The sequence below is a fragment of the Secundilactobacillus similis DSM 23365 = JCM 2765 genome, from assembly GCF_001311075.1.
Classification (GTDB): domain Bacteria; phylum Bacillota; class Bacilli; order Lactobacillales; family Lactobacillaceae; genus Secundilactobacillus; species Secundilactobacillus similis.
Genome location: NZ_BBAD01000054.1, coordinates 1 through 21,746, shown reverse-complemented (window position 1 = coordinate 21,746; position 21,746 = coordinate 1). Strand labels below are relative to the sequence as shown.

The window sequence follows — 21,746 nt, the reverse complement described above, 5'->3', positions numbered from 1 at the left end:
GTAAGCATATGTTAAAGCCAACAACAATTACTGGCTCTTTATTGACTTAATTCGCGGTTCACGTTAAACTGTTTCAAGTAAAACTTTGAAAAGTGGTGCAAACTATGCAAAAGAAAAAGAAGTCGACTTTCCAAAAGATCACGATGGTGTTCGTTTGGTTAATGATCATTGTGACCGTGGGCTCGCTTGTAGCGTCGGCTGTTGGGTCATTAGGACTATTCTAAAACCGAGATCAGTTATGAAGTCAAACGACATTGCGCGCATTACCGTTGCTTAGCAGCAGGTGTTGGGCGCTTTTTTATTGAGCTAATAATGAATTTATAAAAAATTAAAACTTAAGGTAAAGTAGAACTAGTCTGAATTTGACAGACTTGCAACTGGGCGGTTGTGGGTACGTAAACGTTCTGCGCTTGAACCTGATTAATGAATTCCGTACAATAGAGAAACTATTTTGATTGAGAGGCGTGAGTCGGTTGTCTAATCCGATTATTCAAGTGGTAGTATTGGGGGTCTTACTGATTGTATTTCGCCTCCTTCGACGGTTACCACCCTTTAAATTTTTAAAACGAGTCCGTTACTTTGATCTGCTACCAGTGTTGTGCCTTTGGTTCATGTGGCTATTAGCACACCGGTGGGATGATCCTTGGTTTGCGACCGTGATTGTGATTTGGATGTTGATATCAATCGGTTTGACCCTTGCATGGGGGTTGTCCAAGGGAGAATTGCTTTGGAATCGGTTCTTATTATTCTACTGGCGCATCAGTGCGTTCTTGCTCTTGATCATGTACGTTGTGACACTTGTGAGCAACTTCCTGAGATAGACAATTTAATCATTTTGAACCCGCTTACAAGTGGGTAATTATCCGGCCAAACTCGTTTTGGTCGGTTTTTTTTAAATCTTTTGAATAAATACTTGGTGAGATGTGGTAGAAAGTGGGGGCGTGTGGTAAACTTTAGGTAAATTGGCTTAAATTAGGAGGCGATCGCGATGTTCATGGGAGAGTTTGAGCATACGATCGATCCCAAAGGCCGGTTGATTATTCCCGCAAAGTTTCGTGAGCAGTTAGGGACGAACTTTGTGATCACGCGTGGCATGGATGGCTGTTTGTTTGGTTATCCCATGTCACAGTGGCAGGTCGTTCAGAAAAAACTAGCGACGTTACCGTTGAATAAACGGGATGCGCGAGCTTTTGTTCGTTTTTTCTATTCGGCGGCAACGGAATGCGAACTTGACAAGCAGGGGCGGGTTAATCTGCCCCAGCCCCTGATCACCCACGCGGGATTAGAGAAAGCGTGCGTGATCGTTGGGGTCTCCGAACGGTTTGAGATCTGGAGTCTTGACCGTTGGCAGGCCTTTGCTGAGCAAGCGGAAGGCAATTTTGATGAAATTGCCGAGAATTTAATTGATTTCGAACTTTAGACAATCTTTGGATGAGAAGCAGAGGAGAAGACTATGGCAACGTTCCACCATCTGACAGTGTTATTAAATGAGGCCGTTGAGGCTCTTCAAATTAAGCCTGACGGGATCTACGTTGATTGCACGCTTGGTGGCGGTGGTCATACGGGTGAAATTTTGAAGCGGTTAACTACCGGTCGATTGTACGCCTTTGATCAAGACCAAACGGCCATTGATTACAACACCGAACAGCGAGCTGATGCAATTGCAGATCAACGGTTGGTGTTAATTCATGCCAATTTCCGAGCAATCAAGTCGGAATTAGCTGCTCGGGGCGTGACTGGTGTTGACGGCATCGTTTACGACTTAGGGGTGTCATCACCTCAGTTCGATGATGCGCAACGTGGTTTCAGTTACCGTTACGATGCACCGCTAGACATGCGAATGGATCAAACGGCATCGTTGACAGCTAGGGAAGTCGTCAACGACTGGTCGTACCAGGATCTCGTTCGCATCTTTTACCGGTATGGTGAGGAAAAGTTCTCAAAGCAGATTGCACGTAAAATTGAGAGCCAACGCCAAGTTGCACCAATCGAAACGACCGAACAATTAGTTGAGGTCATTAAGGACGGTATTCCGGCAGCAGCGAGACGGCATGGGGGCCATCCCGCAAAGAAGGTTTTTCAGGCAATTCGGATCGCAGTTAATGACGAATTGTCAGCATTAGAAGATTCACTGGAACAAGCGTTAACGCTGTTAAATCCGGGGGGACGGATCAGCGTGATCACTTTTCAATCTTTAGAAGATCGCTTGGTAAAAACAATGTTTAAGGAACAGAGTAGTTTGCCTGAGTTACCAGCTGGATTACCAGTTGTGCCCGCAGAACTACAACCGGACTTTAAACTCGTGACCCGAAAGCCGATTTTACCTAACGAAGAAGAGTTAGCTGAAAATCATCGGGCGCATAGTGCCAAGTTGCGAGTGATCGAGAAAAAGTAAACGCACAAGGATATTGATTAAGGAATAGGATGATGACGTTATGGCTCAGAATAATTTGGCGAGGCAAGCTGTCCAACACGAACCGTTGCAGGAGTTACCTCAAAAACCGCTACATACTCAAACAGCGCCGCAAATTGCGACACGGCCGCGTCGGCTGGCACTCTCTAAGTTTGAAAAGTGTCTACTGACAACTTGTGGTTTGGTCGTACTGGGGCTATGTGTTTGGTTGGTGAGTTTACAGATAGGGGTCTCAACTGCGCAACAACAGTTGCAAGATATCAACACGAAGATTACAACGACCCAAAATCAAAACACCAACCATCGGCAACAAATTAATGAACTTCTGAATCGTACCCGCTTAGAACAAATTGCAAAAAAGAATGGCATGTCACTTTCGAACGGTAAAATAAGGAATGTGAATAAATGAAACAATCACCTAAACGAACGGTGACTAGTCAACAAGCACGTCGTAACCGAAGGGTTTTTGGAAGGACACTTCTGATGTTATTCACGATCGTGCTTGTGCTATTCATTGCTCGTTTTTCTTATATTTCAATTGGTAAAAATATCGATAACGTTAATCTGAGCGCCCAAGCGCAACGGTTGTATACGGCAACTCAGACGTTAAAGGCTCAGCGGGGCACCATCTATGACGCGTCAAACGAACCGATTGCGGAGGATACGAGTACCTATTCACTCTACGCAGTGTTAGACAAACGCCAAAAGAGTTTAGCGGGTGAACCGTTATACGTCACGCACAAGCAACGAACCGCGCGAATTTTGGCTAAATATCTCCCAATCAGTCGCAAAAAGGCGCTGGCTTATTTAACGCCTGACAAGCAAAACACCTTTCAAGTTGAGTTCGGGGCGGCGGGTCAAAATATTTCACTTTCAACGAAGGCCAAACTTCAAAAGGCCCACTTAACCGGGTTAAACTTTGTGCAACAGCAAGCCCGACTATATCCGAATGGCATCTTTGCATCGCACTTGATTGGTAATACAACGGCGACTGCTAAGGGTCAGTTAGTGGGGGCAATGGGCATTGAAAGTACCTATAACTCCCTGTTAAAGGTACTGATGGGTTCAAGAAAATTAAACAAGATAATAATGGTTATCAGATTCCAGGCTCAGCGCAAAAAGATCGAAAACCCAAAAATGGTGATAATGTTTATACCACATTGGATTCGAGGTTGCAGACGTTACTGGAAACGGAAATGTCTAATTTGGAAGGAAAAACCAATGCGAAGTCGATGAATGCGGTGTTAATGAATGCCAAAACTGGCGCCATTGTAGCGGCCACTCAGCGACCAACCTTTAATCCGCAAACTGGGAAGGGCCTAAGTCAAATCTGGCGTAACACCCTGTTACAAGACCAGTATGAACCTGGTTCAACCATGAAGATCTTCACCATGGCGGCTTCAATTGATAGTGGTAACTATAACGGGAATGCAACCTATGCTTCTGGTCGCTATCAAATCGGTGATCGGGTCGTGCCCGACTGGAACACAAGTGGTTGGGGAACGATTACGTACAACAAAGGGTTTGCCCTTTCAAGTAACGTTGCCATGGCACATTTGGAACAGCAAATGGGTGCTAAAACGTGGAAGAAGTACATCAAACGCTTTAAATTCCTGCAATCAACGCACTTTGGGTTGACTGGTGAACAGGCCGGCAGTATGCAGTTTACGCATACGATTGAGCAAGCCGACACGGCATTTGGCCAAGGCATCCAAGTGACTGCGATGCAGATGATGCAGGCTTTGTCAGCAATCGGGAACAATGGTAAAATGCTAAAACCATACTTGATCAGTAAAATCGTCGACCCGAACACCGGGAAGACGGTCAAATCATATGGTAAAAAGGTCATTGGTCAACCGGTTTCTGCAGCCACAGCTAAAGCGGTTCGAAAGCACATGGAAGACGTTGTGTATAAGAGTTATGGCATCGGCTCGGATTACAAAATTAAGGGTGTTAAAATCGCGGCTAAGACCGGGACGGCTCAGGTGAGTGATGGTAAGTCAGGCTATCTGTCTGGCGATAACAGTTACCTCTACTCAGTTGCAGCGATGGCGCCAGCGGATAACCCGAAGTACATTATGTACATTACGATGAAACAGCCAACGTTGCCTGGAACTGAAACGGCAACGCAACTGTTGGCAGATGTGTTTAAGCCAGTTATGAAACGGGCGCTTCAAGAGGACAGTTCTGCTAACGCAACGGCGTCAACTAAGATGCTGTCGTACGTTAACCGGTCAGTGAAGGTGGCTAAGAGCGAGTTAACGGCTCAGGGTTACCGGGTAACAACTGTCGGGACGGGCACCCGAGTACTTGAACAATCACCAACTGCCGGTCAGGTCGTCATGGCCAAACAACGGGTCATCTTGATGACGAGTGGCACGCGTTCGATGCCAGATCTCAGTGGCTGGTCTAAGAGCGATGTGTTGCGATTGGGTGAACTGTTAGGGTTAAAGGTCACTGCGAGCGGCAGTGGCTACGTGAAGTCGCAAAGTATTGCGGCTGGTAAATCACTAACCGGTACCAACCAGTTAACCGTTAAATTAAGTGTTAAATAACCAATTTGGGTATAAGAGGAGAAGCAGATGAGTTTAGTGTTAGCAGTTTTGATTAGTTTTATCGTGACGGCGGTGTGTATGCCGGCACTGATTCGGTATTTTCGGGCCAAACATGAAGGCCAGATGATTCGAGAAGAAGGACCGACTTGGCACGAAAAAAGTCGGGGACCCCGACGATGGGCGGGTTGATGTTTATCCTCGCCATTATCGTGGCAACTTTGGTCAGTGGGGCCATTACCGGACTATTAACACCGGCCTCGATGATTCTATTGTTCATCCTGATCGTCTACGGCCTGCTGGGAATGTGGGACGATTCAATCAAATTGTTCCGGCGTCAAAATGAAGGGCTAAAGGCTTGGCAAAAATTACTGGGTCAAATCGTGGGCGCTGTCGTGTTCTTCTTGGTTTACTTGCACGAAAACCTGCCCCTGTCATTAGTACTGCCAGGTTTGCCTGACTTAAACTTGGGTTACGTTTACGTGGTCTTCATCGTCTTTTGGTTAGTTGGCTTCTCAAACGCGTTAACTTAACGGATGGTTTAGATGGGTTAGTTGCTGGTTTAGGGTCAATCTCGTTTGCGGCTTACGCAATCGTGGCCTGGCACCAAAAGCAACTCGATGTTGCGATGTTTTGTATCGCCGTCGTCGGTGGCCTGTTAGCCTTCCTGATTTATAACCACAAACCAGCTAAGATCTTTATGGGTGATATGGGTTCGTTGGCACTTGGTGGGGCGTTGGCAACCGTTTCGATTCTCTTGCACCACGAACTTTCGTTGATTTGGATCGGATTGATTTTTGTTATTGAAACGCTCAGTGTGATGTTACAAGTGCTGTCGTTCAAACTCACTGGGAAGCGAATCTTCTTGATGTCACCCATTCATCACCACTTCGAAATGAAGGGCTGGAGTGAATGGCGAATCGATTTAACGTTCTGGGCAGTTGGCTTGATCACTGCGTTAACTGGAATTTGGGCAATGTGGTAAACTTAAAAACTTTATAGGTGGCGGAATTTCATGAAACAAATCAAAACGTATCAAAACAAACGGGTTATCGTCGTTGGTTTAGCCAAGAGTGGGTTAAATGCAGCGCGGTTACTCAAGCAATTAGGTGCTCAGGTAACGGTCAGTGACCAACAACCCTTAGCGAATAACCCTGAAGCACAGCAGTTAGCTGACGAGGGTGGATACCAGCTCTTACTTGGCAAGCAGACCCCAGATCAACTGGATCAAGGGTTTGACTTGATGGTTAAAAATCCCGGAATTCCGTACGATGTGCCGTTGATCAAAGCAGCTGTTGATCAAAACTTACCAATTATTGCTGAGGTGGAAATCGCCAGCGAAGTTTCAGAAGCCGAATTGATCGCAGTGACTGGGAGTAACGGTAAAACCACAACGACCACGATGATCAACAAGATGATGAATCAAGAACGGTCAGCGGGTAAGAGTGCTTACGCAGGTAACATCGGCATTCCTGCCAGTTCCGTGGTACCAACGTTAACGACTGATGATACGTTAGTGATGGAAATTTCGAGCTTCATGTTGTTAGGAACCACTGATTTTCATCCCCACATCGCTGTTTTAACGAACATTTTCTCAAATCACTTGGATTACCATAAAACCCGTGAAAACTACGTCGCAGCTAAGATGCGCATCACGGCGAACCAAACGGCTGACGACTACTTCGTGGTGAACTTTGATTCACCTGAATTAGTGTTGCTGAGCCAACAAAGTCACGCCCAAATCGTGCCATTTTCGCGGACGGCGGTTTCTAAGGCTGGGGCTTATGAACAAGATGGTATCTTGTACTATCAAGAAGACGCCATCATGGCGGCGAGCGATATCAAGGTACCGGGTGAACACAACGTTGAAAACGCGTTGGCGGCCATCGCGGTTGCCAAGATTCAAGGGAAATCAAACGACGCCATTAAGCACGTTTTGACGACCTTTAGTGGTGTACGTCACCGGACCCAGTACGTGTTAACGAGTGAGGGCCGTGAATTTTACAACGACTCCAAAGCAACGGATATCGAAGCAACTGAAATGGCGTTGAAGGGTTTTAACAAACCAGTTATTTTGTTGGCTGGTGGTTTGGATCGCGGGTACACGTTCGAACGGTTAGTGCCTTACCTCAAGGATCACGTGAAGGCCGTTGTGTTATTTGGTGAAACCAAAGACCTACTAAAGGATGCCGCGGAACAGGCTGGCGTACCCACGATTGAATTTAGCGAAAACGCTGAAACTGCCGTGCCCGTTGCTTACAAGCTTAGTGCACCGGGAGATATCGTGTTATTGTCACCAGCTAATGCAAGTTGGGATCAATACCCAAACTTTGAAATCCGGGGTGACAAGTTTATTCAAGCTGTTGAAAAAGTCACTGGTCAAAAGGAGGAGCTGTAATGCGGTTAATGGTATCAGGAGGCGGTACTGGGGGCCACATCTACCCAGCGCTAGCCGTGATCAACGAACTTAAGCGTCAAGATCCCGATGCCGAAGTCTTGTACGTGGGATCGCATCGAGGAATTGAAAGTAAAATTGTGCCCGATCTGGGGATTCCCTTTGAAGCCATGACGATTCAAGGGTTTAAGCGGTCATTATCGCTAGAAAACTTTAAGACGCTGTACTTGTTTTTGAAGAGTGTGCATCAAGCGAAGAAACTCGTGCGCGAGTTTAAACCAGACGTTGTGTTGGGAACCGGTGGTTATGTGTCTGGGGCCGTGCTCTACGCGGCAGCTAAGCAACACATTCCAACGGTGATCCACGAACAAAACAGTGTGGTGGGGATGACGAACAAATTCCTCAGTCGGTATGTTGATCGCATCGCCATCAATTTTGAAGCCGCTAGAGCTCAGTTTCCAACTGAAAAAGTGGTGATGACGGGGAACCCGCGGGCACAAGAAGTCGCGAATGTTGAGAGTCACTTTAGCCTGACGAGTTTTGGCCTTAAGGATGGCATTCCCACGTTGATGGTCGTTGGTGGGAGTCAGGGCGCACTTAAGCTCAACCAGGTGATGGTTGCGGCGTTACCACAACTGGCCCAACGTCAGTACCAGGTCGTCTTCGTAACTGGCCCTAAGCGCTATGACGATGTGATGGCGAAGGTTGCTGGACTTGAATCGGCGGATAATATTTCGATTCAAGCTTATGTCAATAACATGCCAGAAGTATTGCCAAAGGTCGCTGCAGTCGTCGGGCGTTCTGGCGCAACAACGTTAGCTGAACTAACGGCGCTTGGCGTACCATCGATTTTGATTCCAAGTCCATACGTGACGGCGGATCATCAAACGAAAAATGCGATGAGCTTAGTCAGTCAACAAGCCGCCGTGATGGTCAAAGAAAGTGATCTGACGAGTGAGACCTTGTTGAAAGCGATCGATGAGTTAATGACGGATGATGCAAAACGCCAATCGATGGCGGCAGCAGCTAAGCGGATGGGCAAGCCCCACGCTGCAACTGAAATGTTAGACTTATTACGGGACGTTGTTGCGGCACATTAGGAGGTTGTGGGATGAAATTTAACCTCGATCGACGAAAATCACAGCAAAAGGTTGCCGTTACCCCCTGGGAAAAGTATCAAGATCAGGAGCGTCATCGACAGGCGGCGGCTAAGAAAAAGCACCGACAGACTCGAATTGGCAAAAAGTTACCGCAGTTACTCCGCCAAAAACACCGGCGGCTGGCGCAACGGATGGGAATCGTGATCGGTATTTTTACCGTTGTTTTGGTGATTGCGCTGTACTTTGCAACGCCAATTAGTCATATCTCAATGATTAAAGTCACTGGTAACCAAGCGTTGTCGGTGAACCAGTTGAGTGCGATGACGGGAATCAAGCGGGGAAATTCGATTTATAAAGTTCGTGGGCGAGAAAAGGCCATTGCCAAGCGCGTGGTTGCTAAGAATGCGCGAATTAAACAGATTCGCTTGTCGATCTCGAGCATGAACGTATTGACCATTCACGTCAGCGAATATCGAACAGCTGGGTACGTGCCAGCCAATGGTTACTACCGAGTTGCCCTTGAAAGCGGTGTGGTGACCAATGAGCGCCAAACGCAACCAACGGGAAGCTATCCGGTTTACGATAAGTTCAACTCACAAACCAAATTAGCCGCCATGATCAAACAGTATGCGAAGTTACCGCAGAAGATCAAATCGGGCATTTCGGAAATTCAGTTTAAGCCGTCCAAGGCTAATCCGGAACGCATCCACTTGTTTATGAACGACGGGAACGAAGTTTATGCAAGTTTGTCGACTTTTGCGACGAAGATGGCGTATTATCCAAGTATTGCAGCGAAGATGAAAACGAGTGGCGTGGTTAACTTAGAAGTTGGGGCGTACTCGTATGCATTTTAGTGAGAACCGTTCTTGATTTTGACAATGAGGTCGGGTCGATTTAGGGAAATTTAAGCCTAAATTGACCGACGACATTTTCAGAAAAGGGAACGGTTTCAATCTAAAACGGGATATTCAGTAAAAATCGGCGGTATTGCGCGAGATAACTGCTTTTTTTCCACACTCTGCACTTTTTTCGGGGTATGGGTTTGTGGTAAACTGAATAGTAAACTAAGACTATTTTCACGGATCACACATTAAAAGTCGAAATTAAGAGGAGGCTCCTGCAAATGGATACTTCAGGTATGTATGTAGGACTTGATATCGGGACAACCTCAATAAAAGTAATCGTGGCAGAGTATTTGAAGGGACAGCTCAATGTGTTAGGTTTTGGCAATGAGCGTTCAGATGGTCTGAGTCGTGGCGTTATCGTGGATATTGATAAAGCAAGTGAAGCGATCAAGCGTGCGGTGAAGGCGGCTGAAGAAAAAGCAAGTATTCAGATCCACGATGTTATTGTGGGTATCTCGGCGAATATGTTAAAAATTGAACCCGTTAGTGGGCTGGTTGCCATTGGTGATCAGGCCCGGGAAATTACCGACCAAGATGTTCGAGATGTCGCGGCGGCGGCCATTATTCAAAACTTGCCGCCGGAACGCGAAATCATTAACCTCGTGCCCGATGAATTTATCGTGGACGGGTTTGACGGCATTAAGGATCCCCGCTCAATGGTGGGGGTTCGGTTGGAAATGAACGGGATGTTGTTTACAGGACCTAAAACAATCGTACATAACACCAAAAAAGCGGTTGAACAGGCGGGGTTAAACCCTCAGCTTGCAGTGGTCAGTCCAATTGCTCAGGGCCTGAGCGTCTTGAGTGATGGTGAACAGGACTTCGGGACGGTGTTACTCGATCTTGGCGGCGGTCAGTCAACGGCAGCCGTAATTCATGATCACCGGTTGAAGTACGCTGAGGTTGATCCTGAGGGTGGCGATTACATCACCAAGGATATTTCAGTCGTGTTGAACACCTCGATTGAAAACGCCGAGAAGTTGAAGCGTAACTACGGTTATGCAGATTCAAGTCGGGCCTCCGAGGACGATCAATTTCCAGTCGACGTTGTTGGTCAAAGTCGGCCAACCGAAATTTCAGAAAAGTATCTGGCAGAGATTATCGAAGCCCGGCTTTTACAGATTTTCGGTAAGCTAAAGACGCAGTTGTCAGCAACAAACGCGCTATCATTACCAGGCGGGATCGTATTGACTGGTGGGGTAGCAGCGTTGCTTGGTATCACTGATTTGGTTAAGGCCGAATTTGATACCGCTGTGCGGGTCACGATTCCCGACCAAATGGGATTGCGACACCCATCGTTCACCCAAGCCTTGTCACTGGTTAACTACCGGGGTCAGATGAGTGAAGTGGCCTTGTTGGTTCAATCCGCATTAACTGGTAATCAACAGTTAGTCCGGCAAGCGCAAGCACAACAGACGACCTCTCAGTCAGTTGCACCAACGACGACTGAGACGCCATCAACACCTGCATCAACCGATACACGAGCAAAACAGCCGAAGAAGCGCGGCCAAGGAATCAGGAAATTCTTTAGCGATTTCTTTGATTAATTAGATTACTGGAGGGATTTGAAATGGAATTTTCGTTAGATTCGACACAAAATCGTGGCGCCAACATTAAAGTGATTGGTGTCGGCGGTGGCGGTGGCAACGCGGTTAACCGGATGATCACGGAAGATGTTAAGGGCGTTGAGTTTATCGTTGCGAACACGGACGTGCAAGCATTAGAGGCGTCACAAGCTGAAACTAAGATCCAATTAGGACCGAAATTAACTCGTGGACTTGGTGCAGGGTCAAACCCAGAGATTGGGTCAAAGGCCGCTCAAGAAAGTGAAGAACAAATCAGCCAAGCCCTTGATGGCGCTGATATGGTCTTTGTTACTGCGGGCATGGGCGGTGGTACCGGGAACGGTGCGGCCCCAGTTGTGGCTAAAATTGCCAAGGAACAGGGTGCCTTAACCGTTGGGGTTGTTACTCGCCCATTTACGTTTGAAGGCCCTAAGCGTGGCAAATACGCCGCTGAAGGGGTTGCCGCAATGAAGGCCAACGTTGATACGTTGATCGTGATTGCTAACAACCGCTTACTTGAAATCGTCGACAAGAAGACCCCAATGATGGAAGCCTTCCAAGAAGCCGACAACGTGCTCCGTCAAGGGGTTCAAGGCATCTCTGATTTGATCACCAGTCCTGGTTACGTGAACTTGGACTTTGCGGACGTGAAGACGGTCATGCAAGATCAAGGCTCTGCTTTGATGGGAATTGGCTCTGCCAACGGTGAAAACCGGACGGAAGACGCCACCAAGAAGGCCATTTCATCGCCACTGTTGGAAGTGTCAATTGATGGTGCTGAACAAGTGTTATTAAACATTACCGGTGGCCCAGACTTGTCCTTGTTTGAAGCCCAAGCTGCGTCTGAAATCGTGTCACAAGCTGCAACCAGCGATGTGAACATCATCTTCGGGACGTCAATTGACGAAAACCTCGGCGATGAAGTTCGCGTAACGGTAATTGCAACCGGAATCGACCAACGTAAGCGCGAAGCCGAAAACGCCTCAAGAAGTGCACGTCACTTATCAAGTAACGACACCACTAACGGTCACATGGTGAACCATGACGACCGTGGTGCCGGATTAGATTCTGACCAATTTAGTAGCTTTGGCGCCAGCCAAGCTAACCAATCACAAAATGATACGCAAAACCGGCGCCCAGCAGCCAGTGAATTTGACGGCGTTGCTAAGCCAAAGTTTAGCGTGTTCAACAACGATGATACTGATGCACCAAGCTCTGATGATACTGGGTTAGACACACCACCATTTTTCAAGCACCGTCGTAAGAACGATTAGTTATTCGCTGGCAAACCACGAAATTTTGAAGGGAGGACGTCACCGATGGGCAAGTTTAGTATGAGCCGTTTCTTTGGAATTGATGATGACTATGAGACTGATGAGCAACAGGTCGAACCTTCGCAGGAACCAACTGAACCGCAGTCGGTCGTTGCAAAACGACCACGGCATGATAACAAAGTGGTGTCCATTAATGCACCGCGACCTGGGGTGAACAAGATTTCGTTGTACGAACCCCGATTGTATTCGGACGTTCAAGAAATTGCGAGCCAGTTGTTGGCAAATCAAGCTGTGATCGTTAACTTTTCGCGAATTGATGATGCAACCGCTCGGCGGATCGTTGATTTTTTAACGGGGACCGTTTACGCAATCGACGGGGACATTGAACGCATTGGGAACCCAATTTTTCTGTGTACCCCACATAACTTTGAAATTTCAGGTGATCTTTCAGCCAGTATTAACGAAACGTTTAAATAAGGAGTGAGTCTTTGGCATCAATTGTCGCTTTAATCTTTACTGGATTAGGAAAACTCATTGGGCTTTACATGCTAGCAATTATTGTGTATGCCTTAATGAGTTGGTTTCCAGGGGCTTATCAAACCGGTTTTGGCCGGTTTTTAGGTCGAATCGTTGAACCGTTTCAAAGCTGGTTTAATTTTGCACACGTTGGGATGCTGGCTTTCAACCAGTTGTCGCCATCTTTGTGCTTGGCATTATTCGAAGTGGCCTGTACTACGTTGAGGAGTTGCTGTTTCGGCTTCTTGGCTGGTACTAGGATCGATGTAGGAGGATTTGGACGTTGGCTGATACCGTTGCGCAGCATTTTCGTAGAGAAGAAGCACCGTTTGTTGAAAGTGCCACTGGTTGGATTCAACAGGCTAGTGATGAATACCGACCGATTTTGACCCATTTCTTGAATCCCAGGCAACAGTACATTTTAGAAACGTTGGTTAACCGTGACGATGAGCTGAAATTAGGGCTCAATGGTGGTTATCCCGGCGCTGAAATGCAACGAGGATTGATTTATCCGGCCTACTTTGAGATCGGTGAAGCTGATTTTGAGCTTAATTTGTTTGACATCGATTACCCAACGAAATTTACTGAGTTACACCACGGGCAGATTTTAGGGTCAATGTTGGCGGCTGGAATCGATCGTGAAGTATTAGGGGATATTATTACTGACGGTCAAGCTTGGCAGGTCTACACGACCAACGAGATGAGTCGCTATATTGCCTCGCAGGTCGACCGAATGGGTAGGATTAAGGTGCGGTTGAACGAACTGGATTTATCGGCGCATCTGATACCACTCAATGCCTGGGAAGAAGAATCAACGATCTTGTCATCTGCACGGTTGGATAACGTGGTCGCAACGGGATTTCACTTATCACGACACCACGCTAAACAGTTGATTGAAGCGGGGCGGATCCAGCTAAACTGGAATCCGTTTGAACGACCAGATTATCAATTGGCGCATGAAGACGTGATTTCGGTTCGCGGTTTTGGCCGCGTTCGGTTGACCAGCGTGGATGGTGTGACCAAAAAAGATAAGCTTAAGGTGACACTAGCGGTATTGCACAAGTAACTCAAACGGGGAGGGAGCTCTATGGTACTGAGCCCATTAGATATTCATAACAAGGAATTTTCAAGTAAGTTGCGTGGTTATAATATTGACGAAGTAAACGACTTCTTGGAACAAATCATTAAAGACTACCAGATCACATTGGATCAAAACAAGAGTTTGACGGAACAGTTATCTTCTGCAAACGAAAAACTCAAGTACTTTAACGATTTAAAGGACTCGTTGAATCAATCAATTATTGTGGCCCAAGAAGCAGCCGATAAGGTTCGGTCAAACTCACAAAAAGAGGCCGAAATTATCAATCGTGAGGCCCAAAAGCAAGCGAATGACATTGTCAGCGAAGCAACTGAAAAAGCCAACCAGCTGATTCAGGAGGCCTCAAAGCGGGCTCAGACCTTAGCCGTTGAAACCGATGATTTGAAGAAGAGCACCCGCGTCTTCCGGCAACGACTCCAAGTCATGCTTGAAAGTCAGTTGGAAGAAATCAAGAGTGACAACTGGAATAACCTGTTAAAGGACGACGGTACGTCATCCTATGACGAAATTCAACAGGTAATTGCGGCAGGTAGCCTTGACAATGACGAGGAAGATGGCGTAAACTCGACTTCACAAGCAGAAGAACCTGCGGATGAGATTTATGACGCGGATCAACCAGTTGATCCCAACCACGATCAGAGTACTGAGACGGTGGTCATTTTCCCAGACGATGAGGAGAAAACTGCTCATTAATTTAAACGACGATGGAGAACAGCAAGTCGCGTGAGATGCTTCAGAGAGCCGGTGTGAGGTGAAAGTCCGGTAGCCACTGTCACGTGATAGATCATCTTCTAGTTGTCTGACTGATAAGTAAGTCAGGCCGGTCCAACCCCGTTAACGGTTAAGATAAGAGAAACTAGTTTTTATAAATTTGGGTGGTACCACGAAGATTTCGTCCCTTTGGATGAAGTCTTTTTTGTGCACTAACCCATTATTAAAAGGAGGGACCCCACATGCGGGTTAAGGATACGCTTAACTTAGGCAAAACTAAGTTTAAAATGCGTGGTAATCTTCCAGTTAAGGAAGTTGAACGTCAAAAGGCGTGGGAAGATAACCATGTGTACCAACTGAGACAAAAATTAAATGAAGGCAAACCATCGTTTATTTTACACGATGGCCCCCCATATGCGAATGGTGACATTCACATGGGTCATGCCTTGAACAAGGTTTCAAAGGACTTTATCGTGCGTTACAAGTCAATGAACGGTTTCCGGGCACCTTACGTTCCTGGTTGGGATACTCACGGGTTACCAATCGAACAAAAGTTGACCCAACAAGGCTACGACCGTAAGAAGATGAGTACCACTGAATTCCGTCAACTTTGTCGCAAGTACGCGTTGGAACAAGTTGATCGTCAACGTAAGGGATTCAAGCGCTTAGGGGTTGCTGGTGATTGGGATAACCCATACTTGACCTTAAAGCCAGAATTCGAAGCACAAGAAGTTCGGGTCTTTGGTGCATTTGCTAAACGCGGCTTGATCTTCAAAGGTAAGAAGCCTGTCTTTTGGTCATGGTCATCAGAATCAGCTTTGGCTGAAGCCGAAGTTGAATACCATGACGTGACGTCACCATCTGCTTTCTACGGCGAACAAGTTGTTGACGGTAAGGGCGTATTGGAAAACGGCAATACATACATGGTGGTTTGGACGACGACCCCATGGACGATTCCAGCTTCTGAAGGGATCACCCTTGATGCCACCTTTGACTACTCAGTTGTTCAACCTAAGGGCGAAGACCGAAAGTTTGTTGTGGCAACGGAATTGTTGGCCGATTGTTCTGAGAAGTTCGGTTGGGAAGACGTTCAAACGTTGAAGACGGTTAAGGGTCAAGAACTTGACCGCGTCTTATGCCAACACCCATTCTACCCAGAACGGAAGTTGGTCACGATGATGGGCGACTTCGTTACGCTTGATGCCGGGACTGGGTTGGTTCATACCGCTCCTGGTTTTGGTGAAGATGACTTCCGGGTTGGGAAGCAGTACGACTTGGACATCCTCGTGCCAGTTGACGATAAGGGCTACATGACCAGTGAAGCCGGTGACGATTTTGAAGGGGTCTTCTATGAAGATGCCAACCAAATCTCATTGGATAAGCTGAAGGCAGCCGGTTTATTGCTGGACTACATGCCATACGAACACAGTTACCCATTTGACTGGCGGACCAAGAAGCCAGTTATCTTCCGGGCAACGCACAGTGGTTCGCGTCAGTGGATAAGATTCGTGATGAAATTTTGAAATCAATTGATGACGTGACCTTCTACCCAGATTGGGGCAAGAAGCGGTTATACAACATGATTCGTGACCGTGGTGACTGGGTCATTTCACGGCAACGGGTTTGGGGCGTGCCACTCCCAATCTTCTACGGTGAAGATGGAGAAGCCATTATCACCCCAGAAACCATCGAACACGTGGCTCAATTGTTCGAAAAATACGGCTCAGACGTTTGGTTCGACCGCGAACCAAAGGATCTCTTGCCAGAAGGCTTTACTTCAGAACATTCACCAAACGGTAAGTTTACCAAGGAAAACGACATCATGGATGTTTGGTTTGATTCAGGTTCGTCACACCAAGGCGTCTTGGTTGAACGGCCAGAACTCGATTACCCAGCTGACATGTACCTTGAAGGGTCTGACCAATACCGTGGCTGGTTCAACTCAAGTTTGATCACCAGTGTTGCGGTTTCAGGTCACGCACCATACAAGAGCATCCTGTCACAAGGCTTCACCTTGGATCACGAAGGTCACAAGATGAGCAAGTCGTTGGGGAACACGATCGCACCTTCTGAAATCATCGATAAGATGGGGGCTGAAATCGTCCGCCTCTGGGTGGCTTCGGTTGATAGTAGCGCCGATGTTCGGGTGTCAGTTGACGCCTTCGTTAAGATTTCGGATTCTTACAAGAAGATCCGGAACACGATGCGTTACATTTTGGCGAACACGAGCGACTTTGATCCTGCAACGGACGCCGTTGCAACGGATCAATTGGCTTCAGCTGATAAGTACATGTTGGCGAAGTTCAACCAGTTAGTGGCTGATGTAAAGGCCAACTACGACAAGTACGATTTCTTGGACATCTACAAAGAATTGATGAACTTTGTGATTACGGATCTGTCAGCCTTCTACCTTGATTTTGCTAAGGATATCCTTTACATTGACGCGCAAGACAGTGCTTCACGTCGCTCAATGCAAACCGTTCTTTACCAAATCGGCGTTGGCTTGACGAAGTTGATGACCCCAATCTTGCCACATACGGCTGAAGAAATGTGGCCATTCTTCAAGGAACCAGAAGACTTCGTTCAATTGGCCGAAATGCCAACGGCAGTCACCTTTGATGGCGAAGATGCCTGGTTGCTAACTGGGATAACTTCATGGCTGTTCGGAGCGATGTTTTGAAGGCCTTAGAAGAAGCCCGGGATCAAAAATTGATTGGGAAGGCTGCCGATGCTAAGGTTGCGCTGTACTTGGATGACAAGCATGCCCAATTGCTAGATAGCTTGGCAACTAACGTCGAACAAGTTTTGATGGTTTCTGGCTTAACGGTGGCTGCTTTAGCAGATGCCCCAGCCGAAGCTGAAAACTTTGATGACGGTGTGGCTGTCCAAGTCGCTGCCGCTGACGGTGACGTTTGTGATCGTTGTCGGATGACCCGTGAAGATGTTGGTAGCGATTCAGCATACCCACACTTCTGTGCGCGCTGTGCCAAGATTGTTCGGGATAACTTCCCAGAAACGGCTTCAGCTGAGTTTGAAGATTACGAAGCAAAATAAGCATTTAAGTTAACGAATACAATGACTTCGGTCGTTGAAATAGCGTCGTTGATTGCCCTTGAATTTGGGGGAATCAACGGCGCTATTTGCTGTCGCTTGTGTCCAGCGTAAGTGTGCGGAGCGAGACGGGTTGAGAGCGTAATGTAAGGGGCTTCGGTGAAAGCGCCCGGGCCTGGCGGTTTTATCGAAGCCCCTTACATGCAGCTCTCAGTCTCGCGCAGCACCATTCGGCGTGGTGGCCAGAAAGCGCGTGGTTGACAAGCTCCAGCTACTTCAGGAACCCCGGAAATAGCAGCCTAAGTGGCGCCGAATTTTGTAGCCTGAGAGCGCCGGTTTTCGTGCGGCTTTGGCGAGCGAAGCGATGACAAACAGCCTTCACCCCAATCGCACCCAACGCTTACGCTGGACACAAACGTAAGCACAACTAAAGAAGCATCAGGAATGATTAAGATATAACCGGGTTTTAGCCACGTCTCTCGCATTAATCTGCCAAATAGGTTAAAATGACAGATGAGTTATTTTAAATTAAATGGTAAGTAGTTGTAATCCAAATCAAAGACAAACGGACGGGTTTGAAACGGTGTTTTGGACCCGTTTTTGTTATGAGGTGAACTGATGATTAAAGGAACAGTTGAACGTTACAATGAATTAAACGGGTTTGGGTTTATTAAAAGCGCCGAAACCGGCGAATCGATCTTTGTGCACTATTCAGGAATCGAAATGGGTGGCTTTAAAAAGCTGACGCCAGGTCAAAAGGTCGAATTTGTGATCGTTGAAGGTCAAAAAGGGCCTCAGGCGGCTCGCGTTCGCTTAGACCGGGAAGCTGATGCGCCGGCGACCGAGGACACTGCAGAATAGTACAGATAGTTGCCTGGTTGGGTGACCTAAGTTAAAATAGGGTCAGTTAATGACCTAAAACTTGATATGAATGGATGATTAAGATGGATTTAACGGAAAAAGTGGTTGGTTCTGAGCAACTTTATGACGGTGCCATCATTAATTTGGAACGCCAAACCGTGATTTTACCTAATGGTGAACGTGCTCACCGCGAAATCGTGCACCACTCAGGCGCCGTTGGGGTGCTGGCCATCACCGCTGATAATAAGGTGATTTTGGTCAAACAGTGGCGTGCACCGGTTGAAAAAGCAACGCTGGAGATTCCAGCCGGTAAATTAGATGAACGTGATGCGGATGATCCAAGCCACACGGCAAGCCGGGAATTGAATGAAGAGATTCGGCTTCATGCAACCCAATTGAAACGCATTACCGGATTTTATTCATCGGTTGGATTTTCAGACGAATATATGACGCTGTATCTCGCAACAGGTTTGGAACCAGTTGATAAAGAATTACCACGTGATTTCGGTGAAAACCTTAACGTACAAGCCTATGACCTTGAAACGTTGAAGGCGATGATTGCTGCTGGTGAGATTGAAGACGCCAAAACCATCATGGCAATTTGGTACTTTGAACTGATGCAATTACAAAAGTAGGTGTAAACGATGGCGAATCGACAAGAAAATGATCATTCGGATAATGCGACCGACTCGTCATTGAGTCGGTCAGCTTACCGCGCGCAACAGCGCCGAGCGCAAGACGATTTCGAAAAACGGGATCGAGAACGATTACGAGCAGAAACCCGCTACGCAAAACAGCACGATACAACGGATGTTGCCGGTACGGCGACTGAAGCGAAGATCAACCGGTTAAAACACCGCCTGAATTTGGCGATTTTAGGACTAAGCGTGGGGATTGTCATCGTTTTTCTCGTGTTATTTTTCGTTGAATTTTAAACTAAACCAAGTGAGGATATTATTATGAAATACGGCATTTTATGCGCCATGGATGAAGAAATCGCGACGTTAAAAGCAGCTTTGACTGATGAACACGTTGTGAACGTTTCAGGAATCGATTTTTATGAAGGCACCATTAGCGGCCAAGACGTTGTGTTGGTTCGTTCTGGAATCGGTAAAGTTGAAGCTGGGCTAACGACTGCACTGCTGATTACCCAATTTAAGGTTTCCGTTGTGATCAACTCTGGCTCTGCTGGTGGGATCGGTGAAGGTCTCCATGTAGGTGACGTGGTATTGTCAACGCAAACCGCTTACCATGACGTTGATGCACAAGCCTTCGATTACGCATACGGTCAATTACCTGGTCAACCAGCCCGGTTTGATGCTAACCAAAGCTGGATCGACCGGTTGGAAAAAGCTGCTAAGAAGACCGGTTTAACCGTTCGTAAGGGCTTAATTGTCACTGGTGATCAATTTATTGCCAGCCGTGAAGCCATCGACAACATTTTGGCCCACTTCCCAGACGCGCTTTCAAGTGAAATGGAAGGCGCAGCGGTTGGTCAAGTGGCCCACCAATTTGAAACCCCATACGTCGTCGTTCGGGCGATGTCAGACGTTGGTGATGAAACGCCGGCGTTAGTTTTGATCAGTTTATTATTGAGGCAGGTAAGCGCTCGGCTCAGATGCTGTTAGCACTGTTTGCTGAGTAGCGCTTAAAGGAGATTCAGAGTAGTGAAGGAAATTTATTTAGATAACGCCGCCACAACGCCAATTTCGAGTGAAGTATTGGCTGAGATGACGGATAAGCTTCAAAACGTTTATGGCAATGCGTCGACCCTGTATGGGCTTGGGCGAGAGGCCCACACCATTTTGGAAAATAGCCGGCACGTGATTGCCCAGAGTTTAAATGCGGATGATGACGAGATCATCTTTACAAGTGGTGGGACTGAAAGTGATAACACCGCGGTGATCCAAACGGCATTTACCCGAGAAAAACTTGGCAAGCACATTATTACGACCGCCATCGAGCACGAAGCCATCTTAAAGCCACTGCACTTCTTAGAGGAGCACGGGTTTGAGGTGACATACTTACCCGTTGATGAGGCTGGTCAGATCAGCTTGGATGACTTTAAGGCAGCCTTGCGTGATGATACGATTCTGGTGACCATCATGACCGGGAATAACGAGGTTGGTTCTCACATGCCGATTCACGAAATTGGCGAGATTTTGAAGGACCATCAAGCGTGGTTCCATACGGATGCCGTACAGGCTTACGGTTTATTGGATATTGACGTTAAGCGCGACCACATCGACATGCTGTCAACGTCTGCCCACAAGATCAACGGACCTAAGATGGTTGGTTTCTTGTACCGGCGCACGGGCGTTAACTTTCCAAGTTACCTTAAGGGTGGCGACCAAGAAGAGAAACGACGTGCCGGCACTGAAAACATTCCTGGAATTGCGGGCTTCGCTGCGGCGGTTAGCACCATCACGGCCGAAGAAAAGGCTCACCGTCAGGAAAAATACTTTGGGTTTAAACAACAGATCATCGATGGTTTAACCACTGCCGGGGTCGACTTCGAACTCAACGGGACGTTGTCAAAAGATAACCTCCAACACGTCATGAACATTTGGATCAAGGGCATCTCAACCTACGTGATGCAAACGAACCTGGACTTGGCTGGCATCGCTGTTTCCGGTGGTTCGGCATGTACGGCGGGCTCAATTGAACCATCGCACGTATTGACCGCGATGTTTGGCGAAGAGAGTCCTCGAATTTCAGAGTCGATTCGAATCAGCTTTGGTCGTTACACGACTGAGGATGACATTAACGCGTTAGTAACGAATATTGCTAAAATTGTCGCGCGAGTTCAAGCGCGAAGTGAGGTGTAACCACATGGCATTTGAAGCAACTGTGACACTCACTGGTGATACCACCAGTTATCAAATTAATCCGAACATCAAGAAGTTTGCGTTAAAGGATGTGGGATTCCAAGAAACCAAAGTCGGCAACTTTGTGCTGAAACGGTCATTGGATCCTAACTCACCGTATAACGCAACCGTCGAACTTAAAGTGATGGTCAACAAAGACCTGACCGGGTTTAAGTTAGCAACTTTAACGGGTAACGGGATGCGCGATGTTAACATCTTTAAGATGGCCAAAAAGGATGACTTTTTGGAACAATTCCACTATATTATGGGCACGTTAGCTGAACGTGAGATTATTAATCCGGTGGACTAACTTTATTAGGCAAGCGATGGCGTTAGCTGTTGCTTGTCTTTTTTTGTGCTTACGTTTGTGTCCAGCGTAAGGGTTGGGTGCGATTTGGGTGTCGGCTGTTTGTCATCGCTTCGCTCGCCAAAGCCGC

The 21,746-nt window shown here is 47.2% G+C and carries 19 protein-coding genes and 4 pseudogenes; all 23 read left to right on the top strand.

Translation table 11 applies throughout. From position 1 onward, the window contains the following. Positions 1-104: 104 nt before the first annotated feature. The 23 genes and pseudogenes from JCM2765_RS16760 (at position 105) to JCM2765_RS11345 (ending at position 21,619) form a co-directional block, all read left to right on the top strand. Positions 105-224, top strand: coding sequence for a DUF4044 domain-containing protein (locus tag JCM2765_RS16760; protein ID WP_082405108.1), 120 nt, complete (start codon positions 105-107; stop codon positions 222-224). 249 nt (positions 225-473) lie between these two features. After that, a complete protein-coding gene (locus JCM2765_RS11445; RefSeq protein WP_054736872.1) occupies positions 474-821 on the top strand; it encodes a hypothetical protein in 348 nt (115 codons plus the stop codon). Positions 822-988: 167 nt separating this feature from the next. After that, positions 989-1,420: a division/cell wall cluster transcriptional repressor MraZ gene (mraZ, locus tag JCM2765_RS11440; protein WP_054736871.1), complete on the top strand. Its 432-nt coding sequence runs from the start codon at positions 989-991 to the stop codon at positions 1,418-1,420. A 33-nt stretch (positions 1,421-1,453) separates the two neighbouring features. After that, on the top strand, positions 1,454-2,395 hold the full coding sequence (gene rsmH, locus JCM2765_RS11435) for a 16S rRNA (cytosine(1402)-N(4))-methyltransferase RsmH (RefSeq protein ID WP_054736870.1): 942 nt from the start codon (positions 1,454-1,456) through the stop codon (positions 2,393-2,395). A 40-nt stretch (positions 2,396-2,435) separates the two neighbouring features. Next, positions 2,436-2,822 (top strand): cell division protein FtsL, encoded by a 387-nt coding sequence (gene ftsL, locus JCM2765_RS11430; protein WP_054736869.1) that lies wholly within the window; start codon positions 2,436-2,438, stop codon positions 2,820-2,822. Continuing rightward, a pseudogene (locus JCM2765_RS11425) lies at positions 2,819-4,968 on the top strand (penicillin-binding transpeptidase domain-containing protein). Before ftsL ends, JCM2765_RS11425 begins: the two are co-directional and overlap by 4 nt. A 27-nt stretch (positions 4,969-4,995) precedes the next feature. Beyond that, positions 4,996-5,950 (top strand): annotated as a pseudogene (gene mraY, locus JCM2765_RS11420) (phospho-N-acetylmuramoyl-pentapeptide-transferase). A 30-nt stretch (positions 5,951-5,980) separates the two neighbouring features. Beyond that, a complete protein-coding gene (murD, locus tag JCM2765_RS11415) occupies positions 5,981-7,363 on the top strand; it encodes a UDP-N-acetylmuramoyl-L-alanine--D-glutamate ligase (protein WP_054736868.1) in 1,383 nt (460 codons plus the stop codon). Further along, positions 7,363-8,460: an undecaprenyldiphospho-muramoylpentapeptide beta-N-acetylglucosaminyltransferase gene (gene murG, locus JCM2765_RS11410; RefSeq protein ID WP_054736867.1), complete on the top strand. Its 1,098-nt coding sequence runs from the start codon at positions 7,363-7,365 to the stop codon at positions 8,458-8,460. Before murD ends, murG begins: the two co-directional genes overlap by 1 nt. A gap of 11 nt (positions 8,461-8,471) precedes the next feature. Next, on the top strand, positions 8,472-9,314 hold the full coding sequence (locus JCM2765_RS11405) for a cell division protein FtsQ/DivIB (protein WP_054736866.1): 843 nt from the start codon (positions 8,472-8,474) through the stop codon (positions 9,312-9,314). Between the two features lie 269 nt (positions 9,315-9,583). Continuing rightward, positions 9,584-10,912, top strand: a complete 1,329-nt coding sequence (gene ftsA / locus JCM2765_RS11400; RefSeq protein WP_054736865.1) for a cell division protein FtsA — start codon at positions 9,584-9,586, stop codon at positions 10,910-10,912. Between the two features lie 23 nt (positions 10,913-10,935). Beyond that, a complete protein-coding gene (gene ftsZ / locus JCM2765_RS11395; protein WP_054736864.1) occupies positions 10,936-12,204 on the top strand; it encodes a cell division protein FtsZ in 1,269 nt (422 codons plus the stop codon). Between the two features lie 45 nt (positions 12,205-12,249). Further along, positions 12,250-12,681 (top strand): cell division protein SepF, encoded by a 432-nt coding sequence (locus tag JCM2765_RS11390; RefSeq protein ID WP_054736863.1) that lies wholly within the window; start codon positions 12,250-12,252, stop codon positions 12,679-12,681. A gap of 68 nt (positions 12,682-12,749) precedes the next feature. Continuing rightward, positions 12,750-13,109: a YggT family protein gene (locus JCM2765_RS19140; protein WP_369404073.1), complete on the top strand. Its 360-nt coding sequence runs from the start codon at positions 12,750-12,752 to the stop codon at positions 13,107-13,109. Beyond that, positions 13,004-13,786, top strand: a complete 783-nt coding sequence (locus JCM2765_RS11385; RefSeq protein ID WP_054736862.1) for a YlmH family RNA-binding protein — start codon at positions 13,004-13,006, stop codon at positions 13,784-13,786. Before JCM2765_RS19140 ends, JCM2765_RS11385 begins: the two co-directional genes overlap by 106 nt. Positions 13,787-13,807: 21 nt before the next feature. Continuing rightward, positions 13,808-14,512, top strand: coding sequence for a DivIVA domain-containing protein (locus JCM2765_RS11380; RefSeq protein ID WP_054736861.1), 705 nt, complete (start codon positions 13,808-13,810; stop codon positions 14,510-14,512). Between the two features lie 260 nt (positions 14,513-14,772). After that, positions 14,773-17,584: pseudogene (gene ileS, locus JCM2765_RS11375) on the top strand (isoleucine--tRNA ligase). Between the two features lie 615 nt (positions 17,585-18,199). Continuing rightward, complete coding sequence (locus JCM2765_RS11370; RefSeq protein WP_054736860.1) at positions 18,200-18,442, top strand: cold-shock protein; 243 nt, start codon at positions 18,200-18,202, stop codon at positions 18,440-18,442. An 83-nt stretch (positions 18,443-18,525) separates the two neighbouring features. Then, a complete protein-coding gene (locus tag JCM2765_RS11365) occupies positions 18,526-19,077 on the top strand; it encodes an NUDIX hydrolase (protein WP_054736859.1) in 552 nt (183 codons plus the stop codon). Between the two features lie 9 nt (positions 19,078-19,086). Next, positions 19,087-19,377, top strand: coding sequence for a hypothetical protein (locus JCM2765_RS11360; protein ID WP_054736858.1), 291 nt, complete (start codon positions 19,087-19,089; stop codon positions 19,375-19,377). A gap of 24 nt (positions 19,378-19,401) precedes the next feature. Continuing rightward, positions 19,402-20,087: pseudogene (locus JCM2765_RS11355) on the top strand (5'-methylthioadenosine/adenosylhomocysteine nucleosidase). Between the two features lie 22 nt (positions 20,088-20,109). After that, positions 20,110-21,270 carry a cysteine desulfurase family protein gene (locus JCM2765_RS11350; protein ID WP_054736857.1) on the top strand — a complete coding sequence of 387 codons (1,161 nt, stop codon included), beginning with the start codon at positions 20,110-20,112 and terminating at the stop codon, positions 21,268-21,270. A 4-nt stretch (positions 21,271-21,274) separates the two neighbouring features. Next, entirely contained in the window at positions 21,275-21,619 is a 345-nt protein-coding gene (locus tag JCM2765_RS11345; protein WP_054736856.1) for a DUF1831 domain-containing protein, read from the top strand. The last annotated feature ends 127 nt before the right edge of the window (positions 21,620-21,746 follow it).